Here is a 779-nt window from a genome sequence, read left to right as displayed (position 1 = left end):
ATACTTCTAAGAGTGTGATATTTCTAAAGACTTCGGCATAATCGACTAAAACATAAATATCGAAAGGTAAATGCGTTTTTTCATTTTGAGCATGAATTAGGTAGTTTTCGGAGGGTATATTGTTAGGCTCTTTTAGGGAAAGTTTACCATTATTTCCAATATTGAGTTTTCTTAGAGGTTTTAGGATATCTTCTGAAGATATGACGGCATAAATGATTTTTCCTTCGTAATGAACAGATTTAACTAAGTATTCGCTGTTTTTAGTAGTTACATTTTTCCATTTACGGTCACTTATATCACTACGCAATGATTTTAGATTTGATTTTAATAGTAGATAATCTTCATATGGAATATAAAGATTGGAGACATTTATAAAATAATCAGTACTATCGGTTTCTAATAAGAATGTCATATGAGTTTCATTTTGATATTCAAACTCTGTAAAGCTAGTTTGAACTTTTTTGAGATTTTCTTGATAGTCAAGAAACGTTTGTACATGATTTAATTTCTCTAAAGATTCATTATGCGTTATTGTTGAGTACATAAAGCGTTCTACAGAATGCAATTTCTCATTAACAGAATCAGCATAAATTTCAATTGAACTACGTAGGTGTACTATATTTTGGTTTTTAATAAAATTTCTAGTTATGTTACTCATAGCAATATTGATTAAAATATTTATCAATAGTAGTACAAGTAGGAGTTTAAAGAAAAAATGAATGGAATGTTTTTTTGATAAGTCGTGATTTAATTTCATATACTATTCTCCTATTAAAATT

The 779-nt window shown here is 27.5% G+C and carries 1 pseudogene; it reads right to left on the bottom strand.

The annotated features are described in order from the left end of the window. Positions 1-757 (bottom strand): annotated as a pseudogene (locus SMIDD26_RS08660) (sensor histidine kinase); the annotation flags it as partial. Positions 758-779: the final 22 nt, after the last annotated feature.

The organism is Streptococcus mitis (genome assembly GCF_001579035.1).
Lineage (GTDB): Bacteria > Bacillota > Bacilli > Lactobacillales > Streptococcaceae > Streptococcus > Streptococcus mitis_J.
This window is presented reverse-complemented; position numbering and strand designations above follow the sequence as displayed.